Source organism: Janthinobacterium sp. PSPC1-1, from assembly GCF_049897625.1.
GTDB lineage: Bacteria > Pseudomonadota > Gammaproteobacteria > Burkholderiales > Burkholderiaceae_D > Janthinobacterium > Janthinobacterium tructae.
The window spans coordinates 25,472-41,891 of sequence record NZ_JAFCWP010000004.1 but is presented as its reverse complement, the minus strand read 5'-3'; the positions used below and the strand labels follow the sequence as shown (position 1 = coordinate 41,891).

Below are 16,420 nucleotides of genomic sequence, written 5' to 3'. Positions count from 1 at the left end.
AAAAACGGCGCCCGCAGCGCCGTTTTTTTATCGTTCCTGCAATTTACCCCACCGTGCCGATGATGCTCACTTCGCGGTTTTCCGGGATTTCGTTATACGACAGCACATGCAGGCCCGGCGCGAACAGGCGCGCATAGCGGGCCAGCAGCGGACGGATCTGCGGCAACACCAGCAGCAGCGGCGGCGTGGCTTGCTGCTTCATCTGCTCGCGCGCCACCGGCATGTTCACCTGCAGCTGCGACAGCAGGTGCGGGTCGATCGGGTAATTATCCAGGGTCACCTTGCCCGACTGGCGCGCCTGGTTCAGCGAACCGAGCAGCATGTTTTCCAGCTCGCCGCCCAGGTTAAACGCCTGCATTTCCATCTTCTGGCCAAACAGGCCGCTGACGATCTGGCGCCGCAGCGCGCAGCGCACTTCGGCCGCCAGCAGGATCGGATCCTTGGTGGTTTCCGAACTGTCGAGCAAGGTGGTGGCGATGGGCACGATATCCTTCAGTGACACGTTTTCCGCCAGCAAGACACGGAACACGCGCAGCAGCTGCGTGTGCGTGAGGGCCTTGTCCAGCGCGCCGGCCAGCTTGGGCGACAGGGCCGTCAGGCGCTCCATCATGTTCGAGACATCTTCGTGGCGGAACAGTTCCGGCAAGTATTCACGCACCATCTTCGACAAGTGCGTGGCGATCACGCTGGGCGCCTCGATGACCTGGTAGCCCAGGCCCAGCGCATGCGCCTTCTCACCGGGTTCGATCCAGGTGACGGGCATGCCGTAGGCCGGTTCGATGCCGGGAATGCCATCGAGCTGGCCATACACGTTCGGCGACGGGATCGCCATCAGGCGGTCGGCCTGCACTTCCGCCTGCGCCACCACGGTGCCCGACAGCACGATGGTGTACTGCGACGGCTTCAGGGCCAGGTCGTCGCGCACGCCGATGTTCGGCAGCAGCAAGCCCATCGATTCGGACAGGCTCTGGCGCACGCCCTTGACGCGCTTGGTCAAGGGTTCGCCTTGTGTCTTATCCACCATGCCCACCAGTTTATAGCCGAGCATCACCATCAGCGGTTGCACGGCAGGCAGTTGCTGCCACTCCATCTCGGCAGGCTTGTCCTCGCGCAAGGCCGCCTCGATGGCCGCCATGCCGGCCGTATCGGGCCCCTTCACGCGCTTGGTCAGGCGCCAGGCGACGAAGGCCAGCACGCCGGCAAAGGTCATGAACATGAACCACGGCATGCCAGGAATCAAGGCCAGCGCCACCATCATGCCGGACGCGCTGAAAATCACCGTTGGCGACGTCAGCACCTGACCCGCCACTTGCTGTTCGAAGTCGCCCGAATCGCTGATACGGGTCACTAGGATGGCAGCCGCGGCCGACAGCAGCAGCGCCGGGATCTGCGCCACCAGGCCATCACCAATGGTCAGCAGTGCGTATTGACGGAAAGCATCGCCGAACGACAGGTCGTGCATCAGCGAGCCGATGGCCACGCCGCCGACCATGTTGATGATCAGGATCAAAATACTGGCGACGGCATCGCCGCGCACGAACTTCGACGCGCCGTCCATGGCGCCATAGAAATCCGCTTCAGCGGCCACGTCCTTGCGGCGCAGCTGGGCTTTTTCCTGGTTGATCAGGCCGGCGTTCAGGTCGGCATCGATAGCCATCTGCTTGCCCGGCAAGGCATCGAGGGTAAAGCGCGCGGACACTCCCGAGATGCGCTCGGCCCCCTTGGTGACGACGGCGAAGTTGATGATCATCAAGATCACGAAGACCACGATACCGACGACGAAGTTACCACCGATCACGACGTTACCGAAGGCCTCGATCACCTTACCGGCCGCGTCCGCGCCCGTATGGCCGTGCAGCAACACCACGCGCGTCGACGCCACGTTCAACGTCAGCCTGAGCATGGTGGTGGCCAGGATCACCGTCGGGAAGACGGAGAAATCGAGCGGTCGCTTGGCCGACACGCTGACCAGGATGACGATCAGGGCCAGCACAATATTGAAAGTGAACAAGATATCGAGCAGCACCGGCGGCAGCGGCAGGATGATCATCGCCAGGATCACCAGCAGGAACAGCGGCGTGGCGAACTTGTGGCGGCGCATTTCGGCAACCACTCGGTTCAGGAAATTCATGAAGGGACTACCTCGCTCAAATGAGATGGCACGGCCATCTCGGTGGGTAATACGGGCTGGGCAGCACGCTGCCCAGCCCGGAATGCTTTCAGTTGCAGTATGTAGTTGAGCACCTGCGACACGGCCTGGTACAACTGCACGGGAATCTGCTGCTGTACCTGGCTGGTGTTGTAGATGGCGCGCGCCAGCGGCGGCAACTCCAGCGTTTCAATATGGTGCTCCTTCGCCACTTGCCGGATATACAGCGCCATCTCGTCGACGCCCTTGGCAACGACAAACGGCGCCTCGGCACGGTCCTGGTCATACTTCAATGCAACGGCGTAATGCTCGGGGTTGACGATCACCACGTCGGCGTCGGGCACGGTCTTGCGCACGCTGCGCCGGCCGATCTGCTGCTGCAACTGGCGGATGCGCTGGCGCACTTCGGGCCGGCCTTCGCTGCTTTTATGCTCTTCCTTGACGTCCTGCTTGCTCATGCGCTGGTCGCGGGCAAAAAAGAAGGCCTGCGCCGGCACGTCGATGATGGCAAACAGGATGAAGACGGAAATGAGGGCCATCAAGCCGTCGAGCATCAGCGCCGAGCCATCGAGCATGGCTTGCTGCAGCGGCCGGTGTTGCAAGTCCACGTACTGCACCAGGCTGGAACGGCAGACATGCACGATCACCATGCCCAGCACGGCGGCCTTGGCGATGGACAGGCCGAATTCAAAGCCATGCTTGGGCGACACCAGGCGGCCCAGATTCTTGGCCGGGCTCAGGCGCTCCATCTTCGGCATCCAGTTCTTGCCGCTGATGACCCAGCCGCCGGGAATCAGGGAGCCGAGCACGACAAACAGGGGCACGCAAAACAGCGGCACGATCATCTTGATCAGCAAGCCCACCGAGGTAGTAAACGCCATCGACATGGCATTGTCGAGCGCGCCCTTGCTGTCGAGCGGCATGAAAGCCATGGCGAACAGTCCGCGGAAGGTATCCAGATAAGAAGGCAGCAGAAACACGAACAGCTTCATGCTGATCAGGATGCCCAGCGCCGTCGACAGGTCGCGCGAACGCACAACCTGCCCTTCCTGGCGCGACTTCTTCAGCTTTTGCTGTGACGCCTTTTCGGTCTTGTCGCCGCTGCTGTTATCCGCCATGGGCCACCCGCATCTGTTCGGCGATCATATCGAGCACGCGATTCGTCATGCCGATGTAGTGCTCGGGAATAAAGCGCACGATCTGCGCCAGCATCAGCAGGCCGAACACGGTGATCATGGAAAAACCCAGCGAAAACAGGTTCAGCGACGGCGCCACGCGGTTCAGGAAGCCGAAGCCCAGCTGCACCACCATGGTGGAAAAAACGATGGGCAAGGCCAGCAGCATGGCGGCGGCGAAGATCCACGCCACGTTATACGCCACCGTCTGCAGCAGCAGCGGGGCATAGCCCTGCCCCACCGGCCAGGCCTTGAAACTGGCGCCGATCACGCCCGTCAGCACCAGATGGCCGTCGATGGCAAAAAACACGATCATGCACATGATGGTGAGCAGACCCGTGATGACGTCCGACGAAGTGCCGTTCAGCGGATCGTTCATGACGGCCATGGAAAAGCCCACCTGGCTCGACACCAGGTAGCCGAGCACCGACATCACCGACATGGCGAAGTGGAAGGCCAGGCCCAGGACGAAGCCGATGACGGCCTGCTCCAGGGTGGCGACGATGGCGTACAGGGAAAACGGATCGATTTTCAACAAGTCCTGCGAGATGCCCGAGGCCTGCATCACGGGCAGCATGAGGATCGCCAGCACCAGCGACAGCAGGATGCGCACGGTGACGGGCACGACGCCGTCGCCGATCACGGGCGAGGCGCTGAGCATGGCCAGGATGCGGCAGAACGGCCACCACACGGCCAGCAGAAACGGCAGCACCTGATTGAAAATCTGATCCATGGGCGCGCGGCGCTATCCGACCAGGGTGGCCGCGCGCTGAAAAATGGACACGCAATAATCCATCAGGTAACCGGCCATCCAGCGTCCGGCCAGGATCAGCGCCAACAGGGTGACCAGCAGGCGCGGCAGGAAACTCATGGTCTGTTCATTGATCGAGGTGGCCGCCTGCACCAGCGCGACCAGCAAGCCCATGAGCAAACCTGGCACGACCAGGATCACCACCAGCAGCATGACGACATGCAACGCTTCGATGATCAGGTCGACGGCGACTTCAGGGGTAAACATCGATCAATAGCCCTGTATGCTGGTAACGAGGGTGTTGACGGTCAGGGTCCAGCCGTCGACCAGTACGAACAGCAGCAGCTTGAACGGCAGCGAAATGACCAGCGGCGAGAGCATCATCATGCCCATCGCCATCAGCACGGACGCCACCACCAGGTCGATGATGAGGAACGGTATGAACAGCATGCAGCCGATCTGGAACGCCGTCTTGAGTTCGGACAACACAAACGCGGCCAGCTTGACCGTGAAACTGTGGTCTTGCGGGCGCATGCTCGACGGCTCGCCGGCCAGGTGCGCGATCTGCGCCAGCGCAGCCTTGCTGGTCTGCGCCAGCATGAAGCGCGAAATCGGCACTTCGGCGATCTTCAGCGCTTCCTGCATGCCGATCTGGTCGCGGTCGTAGGGTACGAACGCGTCTTTCCACACCTGGTCGCCGATGGGGCGCATGACCAGCAGGGTGAGAATCAGGGCGATGCCCGTGACGATACGGTTGGGCAAACCCTGCTGCAGGCCCAGGGCCTGGCGCAGCAGGGACAGCACGATGACGAAGCGGGTAAAGCTGGTCATCATCATGACCATCACGGGCAACAGCCCGAGCAGGGTCATGACGACGAGGATCTGCATCTTCACCGACAGGTCGGTCTTCGCGCCCGGCACCACGCCGGACAACAAATCCTGCGCCCCGGCGGCGCTGCAGCACAGCATCAGAATGGGGACAGCCAGCGCGGCAGCCAGCGCGCCGCGGCGCCGGCTCAAACCGGGTACCGCCAGCTTCATGCTGTCATCAGGTCGAGATTGAGGCCGTCGAGGTCGATGACTTTCAGGCCATAGTTCTCGCCGGCCACCACCACTTCGGCACGGCCGATCGGCGTGCCGTTGACCTTGATCACCAGCGGTTCGCCGGCCAGCATGTCGAGTTCAATCACGCTTTCCGGGCCGATGGCCATCAGTTCTTCCAGCGAAATACGGGCCGAGCCCACTTCCAGCGTCAGGGTGACGGGAATCTTGCGCATCATCTGCGGAATGTCGCGCCGCGCGCGGGTGCTGGCCACGTCGGACATGTCGCCCTGGTCGATGATCATGTCATCGCCCAGGTCTTCCAGCAGGGTTTCGCTCTGGTTGGTATCGGTGATATTCATATTATTCGACATCTTCAAATGAGGTTAAACAGAGCTTGCCCTTGTGTTCGGAAACAGCCGCTGTAAATAAACGGGATTCGTCGAGCATGACGTCGGTGCGGCTCAGGCTGACGGGAATCACGTCGCCCACGCGCAAGTCGAACAAGGCGCCCAGCTGCACCTGCTTGCTGACGAGCCGGCCTTCCAGGGTCACTTGCAGGCGCGAAGCGAGCGGGCGCACGCTGCGCAGCGCCTTTTTCGCCTGCGCGCGCTCGGGCAGCAAGCCGCGCAGCACGTCGGCCATCAGACGCTTGTCCAGCGAAAACCAGAAGTGGCCGCTCTGACCCGCCCCGACATCGCTGAGCGCCACGCTGACGATCCAGCTGCCGCGCGACGGCTGCACGCCCGACTGCACGGCGACCTCGGCACTGGTGTCGATGTCGCTGCTTTTGCCCACGCTTTGCAGATTCTTGTGGATGCGGGTAAACAAGCTGTTCACCAACTGTTGTCCCAGCACCACAGCGAGGCGCTCTTCCGTGGCCGTCACGCGCACCTGCGCCGGATCGGGCAGCACGCCCTTGGCGCCGGCACTACCGTAACGATAGTTCAGCACGCTCAAGAGTATCTGCCGTTCGAGCGTAAAGCCCGTCTGACCGGCCGGCGTGGAAAAACTCAGCCAGCGATTCACGCTGTCCTCGTTTTCCGCGCGCGACAACGTCACGGCGTCAATCTGGAAATTACCCCAGTAACGACGGCTCATCGGTTGGCGCAGGGCCGCAGCCAGGTCGTCGCGCAGCTGGGCGCCGAATACATGCAGCAAATGGACAGGACGTCCAAGCAGACAGGAATCGAGGACTTGATGGCGCACAGTTTGATCTGTCTTGGTAATGATTGTCATGTAGTGGTCATGTCGGTATTGCGGTGGCAGAACAAATTATACGGATCGCCCGAAATTAAATACAGCATCATCTTGGCTTTGCCGACAGGTGTGCAAGCAAACGATTGCGCATCGTATCGCATGCTAGATGATTACGGTGCTGAACAATACATGAAAAAGCTAAATATTGCCATGTATCAATATTCCTTGAGCCAATCCTCTCTTTACTTTATAGTTGCCGCGAGGTAAGCTTATAGTGACAAAATAGTGATTTGCAGTGCGCCATTCCGCTTACCTGATTCCGGTTTTTATGGCAGTTTTCAGTCCTTCTTATTGCCACCAGCAGAAACTTTTATCAGATAAACATTAGTTATCATGGTCATGTAAATCATATCGGCGTGGGTTTACTGAGTTTGTTTGAGTCTGCTTGAGCGGATGGTGTGGCAACTGATAAAACTGATGGGCCCTGCGGATCGGGCCGGGCTGGATGGCACTTACATGCACTACTGCCGGATTGGCAACACCAGTAATTCTGATTGATACGTCACCGTATATTGAAAGTAGAGGGCAAGATGAGCAACGAACTCGCAGGTCTGATCAAGGCCGATCTGGCAGCACTGAGCAATGACGCGCACGCCCTGGGCGCCAGCATCGCGCCCGCCGCCCAGTTCGGCGCGCCGGAACCATCCGGCTTTTCCTTCGCGCAAAGCATGAAAGACGCCATCGGCAAGGTGAATGGCGACGACCGCATGGCGGCGCAGAAAATGAGCGACGTCGACAGCGGCAAGAGTGACGATATGGTCGGCGCCATGCTGGCCAGCCAGGAAGCCAGCCTGTCCTTCTCCATGTTGATGCAAGTGCGCAACAAGGTCATGGGCGCCGTCGATGAGCTCATCAAGTTGCCTCTGTAATCTTCACGCCCTGATCCACGCCCAGCCTCCCAGCGAAAGTTACCCCAAGTGATTACCCCCATGAAGTCCGCATTTGCGCGCTGGCGCCTTGGTGCCCAGCCCGCCATCCCGCCCGCCCTGCTGAAAAACCTGGTTCCCATCGTCGTGCTGGCCATCGGCATCACCGCCATGGTGACCATGTATGCCTGGCGCGACCAGGCCAACTACAAGCCGGTGTTTGGCGCGCGCGAAAAAGTGGCCGTGACGGACATGATGGCCACGCTGGACGCCGAGCACATTCCCTACCGCTTGCATCCGGACAGCGGCCAGGTGCTGGTGCCCGACGCCATGCTGGGCAAGGTGCGCATGCTGCTGGCCTCGAAGGGCGTGACGGCACAGCTGCCGGCCGGCCTGGAACTGATGGACAAGAATGACCCGCTGGGCGTATCGCAATTCGTGCAGGACGTGCGCTTCCGCCGCGGCCTGGAAGGCGAGTTGGCGCAAAGCATCATGACGATGGACGCGATCGCTTCGGCACGCGTCCATCTGTCGATTGCCAAGTCGACCTCGTTTGTCGCCAGCGACGGCGACAAATCGTCCGCCTCCGTGGTGGTGGCACTGAAACCGGGCCGCACCCTGGCGCCGGAACAGATCGCCGCCGTCATCAACATGGTGGCCGGCAGCGTCGCCAGCCTGGCACCTACGCGCGTGAGCCTGGTCGACCAGGGCGGCAACCTGCTGTCCTCGCACGTCGACCTGACGGACGGCTTCGACGCCTCGGCCGCTGGCAATGAAGGCGCGAAACGTTTCCAGGATGAAATCCGCCGCAACGTCACGGGCCTGCTTGGCCCCGTTATCGGCGAAGACAACTTCAAGCTCAGCGTGACGGCCGCCGTGAACAACGACCGTGTGGACGAAACGCTGGAAAAATACGGCGAAGCCCCGAAAGTGACGAGCGAAGCGATGCGCGAAGAGCAGGAACGCAACCGCACCGTGGCCGGCGTCCCCGGCAGCCTGTCGAACCGCCCACCGGCCGCCGCCGTGCCGGCACCGGCCGACGCCGCAGGCGCCGCACCGGCCAATGGCGCACCGAGAGCGGCCGATGACGGCACTGCGCGCAAGAACGCCACCACGCGCCAGTACGCGTATGACCGCAGCATCACGCAGATCAAGCGCAGCCGTGGCCGCCTGGAAAAACTCAGCGTGGCCGTCGTGCTCAACAGCGCCGCCGCGCCGAATCCGAAAACCGGCTGGACCCCTGCCGAACTGGGCAATATTGAAAAAATGCTCAACAGCGGCCTGGGCATCAACGCCCAGCGCGGCGACAGCCTGAGCCTGACTGCACTGGCCTTCCCTGCCAAGCCGCCCGTGGCGCAATGGTGGGAAGAGCGCGATACCGTCGTCGATTTCAGCAGCTGGCTGCTGTACGCCCTGGGCGCCGTGCTCGGCTACTTCCTGATCCTGCGTCCACTGATGCGTTTGCTGACCACGCGCCTGGCGCCGCCGGCACTGAAACAGCTCGATCCTGCCCTGGCACTGGGCGGCAGCAGCGCCGCCAGCGCGAATGGCGTGGCCGCCGATGGCGCGCCTGCCCTGGGCGTGAATGGCAGCCCGCTGGCGCTCGAAGGTGAAGCGACCGGCACTGGCAGCATGCCGGTCGTGCCGCTGCTGGAAAACTATAATTTGCCGCCACCAGGCTCAGCGGTCGACGTGATGGTCGATCACCTGAAAGTGCTGGCTGAAAAAGAACCCGAGCGTGTCGCCGAAGTCGTCAAACAATGGATGCAGAAAAATGGCCGAACTCAACAACAATAATCCCTCCGACGGCGCCGAGTACGAAAGCGTCAGCCTGAATCCCGTGGAGCAGGCCGCCATCGTACTGCTGAGCATAGGCGAAGAACAGGCAGCCAACGTGCTGCGCTGCCTGTCGCGCGAAGAATTGCTGGAAGTCACGCAAGTGATGTCGCGCATGAGCGGCATCAAGGTCGAATCCGTGAAAACGGCCATGCAGACCTTCTTCGACGACTACCGCCAGCAAAGCGGCGTGCACGGCGCCTCGCGCAGCTACCTGAAGCGCTCGCTGGACATGGCGCTGGGCAGCGATATCGCAAATAGCGTGCTGAACAACATTTATGGCGACGCCATCCGTCCGAAAATGGCGCGCCTGCAGTGGGCCTCGCCAAAATGGCTGGCCGAATACATCGTCAACGAGCACGTGCAGATGCAAGCCGTGTTCCTGGCCTTTTTGCCGCCCGCGCTGGCCGGCCAGATCCTCGACGCCCTGCCCGTCGAAGGCCGCGACCTGGTCTTGCTGAACCTGGCGCGCCTGGACGAGATCGACCGCGACCTGCTGGTCGAGCTCGATGAACTGGTGGGCCGCTGCCTGGGCACGCTCGACACGCAAAGCACCAGCGTGGAAGGCATCCGCCAGGCCGCCGAGATCCTCAACCGCATGCCGGGCAACCGCGCCGCGCTGGTCGAACTGCTGCGCGCGCACGACCCGGACGTGGTCTCGGAAATCGAACTGAGCATGTACGACTTCCTGATCCTGGCCACGCAGAGCGATGTCACGCTCACGCGCATCCTGGAAGACGTGCCGATGGAACAATGGGCCATCGCCCTGAAGGGCGCGGAACCATCGATCCGCGACGCCGTGCTGAAAACCATGCCGCGCCGTCAGGCACAGAGCTTCGAAGACATGATGCGCCGTTCCGGCCCCGTGCCACTCTCGCGTATTGAACAGACGCGCCAGGAAATCATGGCCACCGTCAAGGGCCTCGCCGATGCGGGCGAGATCGAAGTGCAATTGTTTGCTGAAGCGGTGATCGAATGAAACACTTCCGCTCGTATCGTTTCCCGCCCCTGTCGCAATTCATCGCCGCCGGCCAGCGTGCCTCCAACGAGGATACGGATGGCCAGTGGCAGGCGTCCGTCTCGGAAGGTTTCGAGCAGGGCCAGCGCGATGGCTACGAAGTGGGCCTGGTGCAAGGCCAGCAGGACGGCTACGACACCGGACGCAACGATGGCATGGCGCAGGGCCGCGAAGAAGGCCGCAATGAAACCCTGGTGGCGCTGGACCGCCTGGCGCGTCCCGTCGACGCCATCTTGCGCGACCTGAAAAAAGTGCGCGCCGATTACCGCGAAGCGCAGCGCAAGGAAGTGGTCGACCTGGTGGCCAAGGTGGCGCGCCAGGTGATCCGCGCGGAACTGGCGCTGCAGCCGGTGCAATTGCTGGCACTGGTCGACGAGACCCTGGCCTCGATGCCGCCCACGCGCGAAGAAATCGACGTCTTCCTCAATCCGGAAGAACTCAAACGCATCAGCGAACTCGATCCGAAGCGCGCCAAGCGCTGGAACCTGATCGCCGACGCGCGCCTCGACGCGGGCGAATGCCGCATCAAGGCGGGCGACAATGAAGTCGACGCGGGCTGTCACCAGCGCCTGTCGGCCTGCATGGAACAGGTCAGCAGCCATCTGGCGCTGGCCGCCGAACATGCAGACCAGGGCGCGCCTGCATGATCGCCGACACGCTGCGCAGCTTCGAGATCGGCGATATCCCGGTCGCGACACCCACCGGCCGCCTGGTCGGCGCGTCCGGCCTGCTGCTGGAAAGCGCCGGCTGCCGCCTGCACACGGGCCAGCGTTGTCAAATTGAAACTGTGAGCGGCGAGTGGCTCGATGCGCAAGTCGTCGGCTTTCGCGAAAAACTCTCCTACCTGATGCCCTTCAAGAAGGCGACAGGACTGACCACGGGCGCGCGCGTACTGCCCCTGCCCGACAAGGCCAGCCTGCAGATCGGCCCTTCGTGGCTGGGCCGCATGGTGAATGGCCTGGGCGAGCCGATCGATGACCTGGGCCGCCTCGGTGGCGAACACATACTGGAAGTGACGCCGCCGAAAATCAATCCCCTGAAGAAACAGCCCGTGATCGAACCGCTGGACGTGGGCGTGCGGGCGATTAACAGCATGCTGACCCTGGGCAAGGGACAGCGCGTGGGCCTGATGGCCGGTTCCGGCGTGGGCAAGAGCGTGCTGCTGGGCCTGATCACGCGCCAGACGGTGGCCGATGTCGTCGTCGTCGGCCTGATCGGCGAACGGGGCCGCGAAGTACGCGAATTCGTCGAAAAGTCGCTCGGCGCCGAAGGCTTGAAGAAAGCCGTGCTGGTGATCGCGCCGGCCGACGAATCGCCGTTGATGCGCATCATGGCCACTGAGCTGTGCCATTCGATTGCCGCGCATTACCGCGACCAGGGCAAGCACGTGCTGCTGCTGGTCGACTCGCTGACGCGCTATGCCATGGCCTTGCGCGAAGTGGCGCTGGCCCTGGGCGAGCCGCCCGCCACGCGCGGCTATCCGCCTTCCGTCTTTTCGAACCTGCCGCAACTGGTGGAGAGCGCCGGCAACGGCGCCCACCCTGACGGCAGCATGAGCGCCATCTACACGGTGCTGGCCGAAGGCGACGACCAGCAAGACCCGGTGGTCGACACGGCGCGCGCGATTCTTGACGGCCACATCGTGCTCACGCGCGAACTGGCCGAGCGGGGCCACTACCCCGCCATCGACATCGCCGCCTCGATCAGCCGCTGCATGGCGCAGGTGATCACGCCCGAGCACATGCAGGCGGCGCGCGCGCTGAAAGCGTCGATGGCGCGCCATGCGCGCGTGCGCGACCTGATCCCGCTGGGCGCCTACGTGCCCGGCGCCGACCCGATCACCGACCGCGCGGTCCAGCTGCACGCCCCCATCGAAGCCTTCCTGTGCCAGGGCACCAAGGAAGAAGCGCCGATGGGGCCGTGCATCACCCAACTTGAACAGATCATGGCCTAGGAGCATATGTGAGCGACGCGCATACCATCCGCAACCTGACCACCCTGGTCGGCCTGCGCAGCACGGAAGTGGAACGCCTGCAAAGTGACATGGCGGCGCAGACGGCCGTGCGCGAACGCTACCAGAAAAACCTGGAGCGCCTGACGGGCCTGTACACGGATAGCGGCCCCAGCGGCGCCCTGCCCCTGGCCCTGTCCGTCAATTGCGGCAACTTCAAGCAGGCCGTCATGCAGATGGCCGACCAGCACCGTACCGATTTGCACCTGCACGAGGCCAACATGGCTGTCTCGCAGCGCGCCCTGAATACGGCCTGGGCTAAACGCGAGGTACTCGACCAGGTGCTGACGCAAAAGCAGAAACATGTTGCAAACGAGCAACAGCGCGTTGACGCCAAGCGACAAGATGAGCTGGCGACGCAGTTCTGGTTCCGCGGGCAGGTAAAATGATGTTTTACAGAAATAATTTCAGAAACGTGAATATTTGGTCGCCTTGTCATTGGGTATATCCTGCATGCTAATTTTAGGAGTTTGACATGGCTTTTTCCACTTCCGCTTCGAATACCTACGACCCGACGGCGTCGGCCCAGGCATTGACCGACAAATACACGGCCGATCTGCAGGCGCGCATCACTGCCCAGACCAAGGCCGCCACGGCCACTTCGGGTGGTTTGGTGAACCTGAAAATGGCCTTGACCTCCTTCAGCTCCAGCTTGCTGAGCCTGACGAGTGGCAAGACCATGCTCGTGCAAGGTGCCACCTTCAGCAATACGGCTCTGGGTAGCGCCACGGCGTCGGAATCGGCTGCCGCCGGCACGTATTCGCTATTCGTGGAAAAGGTCGCCACAAACAACCAGGTTTCGCTGGGCGGGCTGGGCAACATGGCCATGCCGGCTGCAGACAAAGGCACGCTGAAAATCAAGCTGGCCAACAATACCGATTTCACGGTGGACTTGAGCAAGGCCAATACGGATGCCGACGGCGCTACCCTGTCAGCCAAGGATATCGCCGCCGCCATCAATGCGGAACCGAAAAACAACTCGCGCGTGACGGCGTCCGTCATCACCATCGGCGGTATCGCCCAGCTGGTGCTGACGTCGAATGTCAGCGGCGAGGAAGGCGCGCTGTCGCTCGATACGAGCGCGATGGACCCGGGCGCGCTGAAAGATGCGCTCGATGTCGCGCCCAAGCAACTGGTCGCTGCCCAGGATGCCGTCATCTGGGTCGGCGGCAAGCCAGCCGATCCGCTCGACACCAGCAACCGCGTCAAGCAATCGTCAAATACCTTCAGCAACATCGATGGCGTGAAGATGACCTTCACCAAGGCACAGGCCAGCGGCGACGCGCCCATGACCCTGACCGTGGCGCTCGATTCGTCCGCCACGACGACCAATGCGCAAAGCTTTGTTACTGCCTACAACAAGCTCAAGGCCGTGCTGGACGGCTTGACCGACCCGGGAGATCCGGCATCGGCCAAGGCTGCTGGCGTATTTTCCACCGACAGCGGCGTGCGCGTGCTGCGTGACCAGCTGGTGCGCACCCTGCGCGAAACGGCGACGGGCGCCCTCGCCAATTTTGGCATCACCGCTCAGCGCAACGGCACGCTGGCCCTCGATGCCACCAAGCTGGCGGCAGCGCTGAAGACGAATCCGGGCGGCCTGGACAAGGCAATCGGCAACAATTCCGCCAGCGCGCCCAGCGGCATTGCCGGCAAGCTCGACAAGTTCATCGAAACCTGGACCTCGAGCAATGGCCAGCTGTCGCAGCGCGAGACATCGGTGGCCAAGCTGCAAAAATCGCTGGGTGAACGTCAGACCAAGTTCGAGGCCGACTACACGGCGATGTACAACCGCTACAAGGCGCAGTTCACCCAACTGCAATCCTTGCAGGCACGCATGGCGCAAACGACCGATATGTTCGATGCCCTGTTCAGCAGCGACAAAACTAAATAGAGGCCGGCGCCGTCTGCATGACGGCGGCGCCGGCCTTCCAGCCGCACCCGGCTTTTACAGTGAGAAAAAATAATGAATCACGATGCATACAGTAATTACCACGCCGTCAACCTGGATGCGCAGACGTCGCGCGCCACGCCGGTCGAACTGGTCTTGCTGCTCACAGACGGCTTGCTGGAAGAACTGGCGCGCGCGCGCGGACATATCGTCGGCAAGCGCTATGAACAAAAGGCCATCAGCCTGAACAAATGTACGGAAATCATCAACGGACTGTCGAGCTCGCTCGATTTCGAGAATGGCGGCGAAGTCGTCGCCAATCTGGGCCGTCTGTACGAGTACTGCACCGGCCGCCTGTATTCGGCCGGCATCACGCTCGATCCGACCCTGATCGACGAGGTGACCACGCTGTTGACGACGATCAAACAAGGCTGGCTCGGCGTCCAGGCCAAGAATGGATAGCAGCCCCTTGTCGCTCCAGCTGACCCGCGAAGTGCTGGCGGCCACCGCCAGCCAGAACTGGGACGCGCTGGAAGTACTCGACAGAAAACTGGCGCAGCACCTTGCCAGCCTGGGCATATTGAGCGAACGTGAAAAAGCCGCCCTGCTCGCTTTGCGCAAGGCGCATGCGCAGGCATACCAGGCGTGTTCCGACGAAAAGCATCGCCTGGGCATGCAGTTGGGCGAGATACATTCGAAACAAGAAGGCTGGGTCGCGTATGCGATTGAAAATGCCATGTATCAAGATGAGAATCCAGCATGAAAATGAGCATCAACACAACACCGAGCAGTGCGACCACGTCGTCCAGGAGCGCCGATGCGGGCGTTAATGCGGGCGTTAACGCGTCCGTGAGCAAGGGCGCGCCCGAGAGTGGCACCGCGCGCAACATGCTGTTCTCCCTGCCCGCGCCAGCGCAGGGAACGGTCGCCAGCGATACCGCCTTGGCGCAAGACCTTGCCGCAGACCTGACGGAGGATGGCGCCCCCGCCACCGGCACCGACTTGCCCGCCGACATCACTCAGGCTGCGACAACGCAGGACGCGGGCCTGCCCGCCATGACGCCGCCGCTGATGGCGCCCATGCTCCCCGTCTCGCCGCAAGCCGACGCTGCCGCTGCAGCAGCCAAGGCGAACGATGGCGTAGCGGCTACGCAGCAAGGCAATGCACAGCAGACCCTGGACCTGAACAGCCGCCTGCATCCCGATGCCCTTGCTTTCAATGTGCAGACCGCCAGGATGGCGCCAGCACGCGATCTGGGCGAGCCGGTCGCGGCAGCCCAGCCAACGCCAGCCTCTTCGGCCGGCAGCAAAACCGCGCTGCCAGCCGCCGGTTTCGATGCGGTGCCGGCAGTGGCCACGCCTGCAGCCGCGACAAAGCAAGATGGCGAGCGCGGCCTCGTTGCGGCGACGCCCGTCAGCCCGGGCCCAGCCGCCGGCGTGAATAATGGCGTCGCTACAGCACCTGGCGCCGAGACGATCAAACTCAACGGCCCTGCCCAGCAATGGCAGGAACCGTTGCGCGAAGCACTGGGCGAACGCCTGCAGACACAGATTGGCCGCAACAGCGAACACGCGACGATCCGCCTCGATCCGCCCATGCTGGGCCGCATTGAAATTTCCATCCGCCACACGGCCGGCGCGCTGCAAGTGAACGTCACGGCGTCGAACTCGGAAGTGTTGCGCCAGTTGCAAGGCATCGGCGAAAACATGCGCAGCGACCTGGCGCAGCGCCAGTACACCGACGTGTCCGTGAATATCAGCGCCACCCCGCGCAGCCCTGCCGCCCAGGCGTTTGCCGAGGGCGATGCACGTGGCCAGCGTCAGCCCGGCCGCCAGAACGACGACGCCGAGCCGGGACGCGCCCTGTCCGACGGCACGCCGTCCGGCACTTCTTCCAGCACCACTTACGCCATGCACGAGCGAGAAAACGCCTGATGAATATGAAAATGAAACTGATCGGCGGCTTTGTCGCCGTGGCCGTGCTGGCCGCCGGTGCGGCTGGCGGCGCCATGTGGTACCTGGCCAAGCCGGTCGCCGGCCATGCCGAGGTTGCCGACGCAAAAGCCCCGCCACCGCCCGCCACGGGCAAGAAGGCGCGCAAGTTCATCACCCTGGACAAGGTCATCGTGATGCTGCGCCGCAGCCCCGGCGACAGCGATACGCATTACCTGTCGGCCGACCTGGTGATCGCCACCACCGAGGAAAAGGAAAAGCTGACCAAGGATCACTTGCCACTGATGCGCTCGATCGCCGTGAGTACCTTGTCGAGCTTTCCGGTGGACAAGGCACAGTCCATGACGGTGGAGCAATTTGCCGAACAGATCAACAAGGCCTTCAATGTCAGCTATGAACGCGAACAGATGGAAAAACCCTACACCGAAGTCATGGTCGGCAAGCTGATCATTGAATAAGCCAACACGCCAGC

Annotated in this window: 18 protein-coding genes; 11 read left to right on the top strand and 7 right to left on the bottom strand. The window is 62.4% G+C overall.

Annotated features, from left to right (window positions below):
* Positions 1-43: 43 nt before the first annotated feature.
* Genes ACP7EG_RS14165 through ACP7EG_RS14135 form a run of 7 tightly spaced genes read right to left on the bottom strand, consistent with a single transcriptional unit; the run spans position 44 to position 6,355 of the window.
* Complete coding sequence (locus ACP7EG_RS14165) at positions 44-2,131, bottom strand: flagellar biosynthesis protein FlhA (protein ID WP_426088098.1); 2,088 nt, start codon at positions 2,129-2,131, stop codon at positions 44-46.
* Positions 2,128-3,267 (bottom strand): EscU/YscU/HrcU family type III secretion system export apparatus switch protein, encoded by a 1,140-nt coding sequence (locus ACP7EG_RS14160; protein WP_426088097.1) that lies wholly within the window; start codon positions 3,265-3,267, stop codon positions 2,128-2,130. Before ACP7EG_RS14160 ends, ACP7EG_RS14165 begins: the two co-directional genes overlap by 4 nt.
* Complete coding sequence (locus tag ACP7EG_RS14155) at positions 3,257-4,057, bottom strand: flagellar biosynthetic protein FliR (RefSeq protein ID WP_426088096.1); 801 nt, start codon at positions 4,055-4,057, stop codon at positions 3,257-3,259. The genes ACP7EG_RS14160 and ACP7EG_RS14155 overlap by 11 nt, the downstream gene beginning before the upstream one ends.
* A 12-nt stretch (positions 4,058-4,069) precedes the next feature.
* Positions 4,070-4,342, bottom strand: coding sequence for a flagellar biosynthetic protein FliQ (locus ACP7EG_RS14150; RefSeq protein WP_034757874.1), 273 nt, complete (start codon positions 4,340-4,342; stop codon positions 4,070-4,072).
* 3 nt (positions 4,343-4,345) lie between these two features.
* Positions 4,346-5,116, bottom strand: coding sequence for a flagellar type III secretion system pore protein FliP (fliP, locus tag ACP7EG_RS14145; protein WP_426088095.1), 771 nt, complete (start codon positions 5,114-5,116; stop codon positions 4,346-4,348).
* On the bottom strand, positions 5,113-5,478 hold the full coding sequence (locus ACP7EG_RS14140) for a FliM/FliN family flagellar motor switch protein (RefSeq protein ID WP_071077826.1): 366 nt from the start codon (positions 5,476-5,478) through the stop codon (positions 5,113-5,115). The genes fliP and ACP7EG_RS14140 overlap by 4 nt, the downstream gene beginning before the upstream one ends.
* Before the next feature lies 1 nt (position 5,479).
* Positions 5,480-6,355, bottom strand: coding sequence for a FliM/FliN family flagellar motor switch protein (locus ACP7EG_RS14135; RefSeq protein WP_426088094.1), 876 nt, complete (start codon positions 6,353-6,355; stop codon positions 5,480-5,482).
* 551 nt (positions 6,356-6,906) lie between these two features.
* On the opposite strand from ACP7EG_RS14135, the gene ACP7EG_RS14130 reads away from it, so the two are divergent.
* From ACP7EG_RS14130 to ACP7EG_RS14080, 11 genes are all read left to right on the top strand, one after another.
* A complete protein-coding gene (locus tag ACP7EG_RS14130) occupies positions 6,907-7,245 on the top strand; it encodes a flagellar hook-basal body complex protein FliE (protein WP_426088093.1) in 339 nt (112 codons plus the stop codon).
* Positions 7,246-7,305: 60 nt separating this feature from the next.
* Positions 7,306-9,039, top strand: a complete 1,734-nt coding sequence (fliF, locus tag ACP7EG_RS14125) for a flagellar basal-body MS-ring/collar protein FliF (protein WP_426088092.1) — start codon at positions 7,306-7,308, stop codon at positions 9,037-9,039.
* Positions 9,017-10,057, top strand: coding sequence for a flagellar motor switch protein FliG (locus ACP7EG_RS14120; protein WP_035818015.1), 1,041 nt, complete (start codon positions 9,017-9,019; stop codon positions 10,055-10,057). The genes fliF and ACP7EG_RS14120 overlap by 23 nt, the downstream gene beginning before the upstream one ends.
* Positions 10,054-10,743, top strand: coding sequence for a flagellar assembly protein FliH (gene fliH / locus ACP7EG_RS14115; protein ID WP_034787861.1), 690 nt, complete (start codon positions 10,054-10,056; stop codon positions 10,741-10,743). The genes ACP7EG_RS14120 and fliH overlap by 4 nt, the downstream gene beginning before the upstream one ends.
* Positions 10,740-12,050, top strand: a complete 1,311-nt coding sequence (gene fliI, locus ACP7EG_RS14110) for a flagellar protein export ATPase FliI (RefSeq protein WP_096235041.1) — start codon at positions 10,740-10,742, stop codon at positions 12,048-12,050. The genes fliH and fliI overlap by 4 nt, the downstream gene beginning before the upstream one ends.
* A gap of 8 nt (positions 12,051-12,058) precedes the next feature.
* A complete protein-coding gene (fliJ, locus tag ACP7EG_RS14105) occupies positions 12,059-12,496 on the top strand; it encodes a flagellar export protein FliJ (RefSeq protein ID WP_096235040.1) in 438 nt (145 codons plus the stop codon).
* An 86-nt stretch (positions 12,497-12,582) separates the two neighbouring features.
* On the top strand, positions 12,583-13,998 hold the full coding sequence (fliD, locus tag ACP7EG_RS14100) for a flagellar filament capping protein FliD (RefSeq protein ID WP_426088091.1): 1,416 nt from the start codon (positions 12,583-12,585) through the stop codon (positions 13,996-13,998).
* A 72-nt stretch (positions 13,999-14,070) separates the two neighbouring features.
* Positions 14,071-14,457, top strand: a complete 387-nt coding sequence (fliS, locus tag ACP7EG_RS14095) for a flagellar export chaperone FliS (protein ID WP_071077833.1) — start codon at positions 14,071-14,073, stop codon at positions 14,455-14,457.
* On the top strand, positions 14,450-14,758 hold the full coding sequence (locus ACP7EG_RS14090) for a hypothetical protein (protein ID WP_332858828.1): 309 nt from the start codon (positions 14,450-14,452) through the stop codon (positions 14,756-14,758). Before fliS ends, ACP7EG_RS14090 begins: the two co-directional genes overlap by 8 nt.
* On the top strand, positions 14,755-15,930 hold the full coding sequence (locus ACP7EG_RS14085; protein WP_426088090.1) for a flagellar hook-length control protein FliK: 1,176 nt from the start codon (positions 14,755-14,757) through the stop codon (positions 15,928-15,930). Before ACP7EG_RS14090 ends, ACP7EG_RS14085 begins: the two co-directional genes overlap by 4 nt.
* On the top strand, positions 15,930-16,406 hold the full coding sequence (locus ACP7EG_RS14080; protein ID WP_426088089.1) for a flagellar basal body-associated FliL family protein: 477 nt from the start codon (positions 15,930-15,932) through the stop codon (positions 16,404-16,406). Before ACP7EG_RS14085 ends, ACP7EG_RS14080 begins: the two co-directional genes overlap by 1 nt.
* Positions 16,407-16,420: the final 14 nt, after the last annotated feature.